This is a genomic window from Rhodococcus sp. P3_B8 (assembly GCF_056402775.1).
The window spans coordinates 1-2,373 of sequence record NZ_JBFUGT010000549.1 but is presented as its reverse complement, the minus strand read 5'-3'; the positions used below and the strand labels follow the sequence as shown (position 1 = coordinate 2,373).

Sequence of the window (2,373 nt, the reverse complement as noted above, 5' to 3'; positions counted from 1 at the left end):
GGGCCATTGTGCTTCGCTTCGCGCCCCACGGCGGGAACGTTGTCGTCAATTACTCCAGAGACACCGCCGCCGCAGGTGGCGTCGGCACGGCGGCTCGAGCGACGGGTTCGAGCCGCAGTGTCCGTCGCGCAGGAGATCGACTCCCTCTTCGCTGAGGCTCTCCAAGAGAGCCCTACTTTGTGCGGCAGGCTGCCGCAAATCCGATGGGAGCGGATCCTCGATACCCTCGTCGAGTGCGGCCTCCAGCCCGGCCCGGGCCGGGCTGGAGGGGGACCGGCAAGTCCGCACGAAGTACCTCGTTCGGGTACTCGCCCMGGAGATCGGCCATCGTAAGGTCACCGTCGATTCCCCGGTCCCTGGACCGATCGTTGGCGCGGTAGTCCTCGCCGACAGCGCTGACGACGATTCCTACCAGAAGCGTCTGCTCGACACCGTACCGATGGGCAGGCTTGCGACGGCGCTGAGGTGGCGGGATTCTTTGCCGGAGAACGGTCTTCTTACTCATCGGTGCGGAGATCCTCATGAGTGGTGGTTCGAGCACCTGATCGACGTGGGGGCCACGGTGTTGTGATGGGCGCACCGGTCGATTCGTCGACGAGATCCCGGCGGGTGACCACTGCGTGGTTGCGCGTCATCGACGACGCTGTCGGTGTTCGATCCGGCGCGACAGTCGTCGTCGTCGGCTCACGGACTGACGCGGAACCGGCGGGGTGAATTAGCGATGTCGAGGTCCTATCCCGGATCGCTCGAACATCTGATCAGCATGTCGGGGTGGCGCCCATGCCATGCGAGTGCGGGTGCCGCGGCCCCACGCATGTCGGTCACCCGGACTCGGTGGCGACGCGGAAGCTATCGCGACGACGGTAGGCACGGTGGGAACGGGGCGGATCGTCGCGTCGGTACCCACCGTGCCGTGAGAACTGTGGCGCACTGTTCTGGTTCTCACTGCCCGGTGCACATCGCATCAAACCGGGGTGCGCCGCCCGAGCCTAGCGTTCCCGGTAGCCGGCAAGGTCGGGCGCTGCGCGCCGGGCGGTGGCGATCAAGTCCGCTCCCAGACTTTCGACCGCGGAGCCGGGCATCCGGGTGACCGGTGCCGCGATCGAGAGCGCCCCGACCGCCTCGCCCCGCTCGTTGTGGAGGGCGATCCCGACCGCGCGGACCCCCGGTTCGGTATCGGGGACGTTCAGGGCCAGCAATCCCCGATTAAGCAGAGCGAGCATCAATTCTCGCTGCCGACAACCCCAATGCGACACACCGCCGGAAACAAGCGTTGGCAGACGATCGACTAGGACGCTCAGCTCAAATCTGCGCCTCACGATCATCATCACGAAGCAGCCCGTCCTGTGAGGATAAAAGAAACGATAATGTCCAAACAACCGGAATTGAACAGCCGTTCGGAAAATCCCGAACGCAACACACCCACCCGAAACCACACGTCTATGTCCGCAGATTCCATCACCGACCAGCTGAGCGCCTACCGCCGCCAGCGCCGCCGCGCACGAATGTCCGAGGAACTGCGCCGAGCGCGACACCGTGACGTTCCACGAGGTGACTCCCGATCTCACCCGCACTCGGGTTCGTCCTCGTCCTCCGGCTCGGGTTCGTCCTCGTCCTCGGCGGTCTCGTCCTCCGACTCCTCCTAGCCGCGGCGGCGTCGTCCCCGGACGGCCGCAGCGAAGTGCCTTCGTTCCCGCCGACTACCCCGGGCCGGCGACACTCAATCTGCGCGAAGCCCTCGAGTTCCGGGAGGGCTTCGCGCAGGCGAACKCGCCGTCRTRKTCGGCGAGCAGTTCGTTTCGTCATGCGTCACGATCRGACAGGACCGCACCGAATGACCGYGGGRTCTGCCAGYCCTCGGRATACCCRYGTAMCGCAGTTGTCTGTGGGTACCCRGTGAAYACGCTGCCCGCGCCGCGAAGRCGGACCGGGCAGCCAGCCCCGCTCCGGCCGCCGAACCCCTTCGGCCGGCGGGGCGCCCCGYCGCGAGCGGACCGAGGTCGAGTGCTCGCCCACCCCGACCTCGGCCGCGCGCGRCCMCGRCCCTCTCACGTCGTGGATCACGCAAATACACACGAGAAGCACATGCGCCGACTTTGACGTCACCCCCATTTCCTAAATCGATTGCCCAGCAACATCATGGGCGGTTGGCAATTTCATAGTGCGAGAAATTCGCTTTCGCGAAACGCTCCTCGTCCCCGAGCGCGATAGGCATCGCACGCAAGGATCGACGATCCCGTGGATTCAACACCAGGAAAGGCGTGGATTCTGATGGGTTTGTAGGAATCGATTCACCCGTCGCGTTCGAGGTAGTGGCTGAGCGCCGCCTTCGACGGTGGCATCGGACCGAGTTATCAGGCCGCGGGGGGCCGG

General features: G+C 65.7%; 1 protein-coding gene. It reads right to left on the bottom strand.

Annotated features, from left to right (window positions below; all coding sequences use genetic code 11):
• Positions 1–989 precede the first annotated feature (989 nt).
• Positions 990–1,223, bottom strand: a complete 234-nt coding sequence (locus tag AC1D1G_RS44345) for an IclR family transcriptional regulator domain-containing protein (RefSeq protein ID WP_283334119.1) — start codon at positions 1,221–1,223, stop codon at positions 990–992.
• Between the last annotated feature and the right edge of the window lie 1,150 nt (positions 1,224–2,373).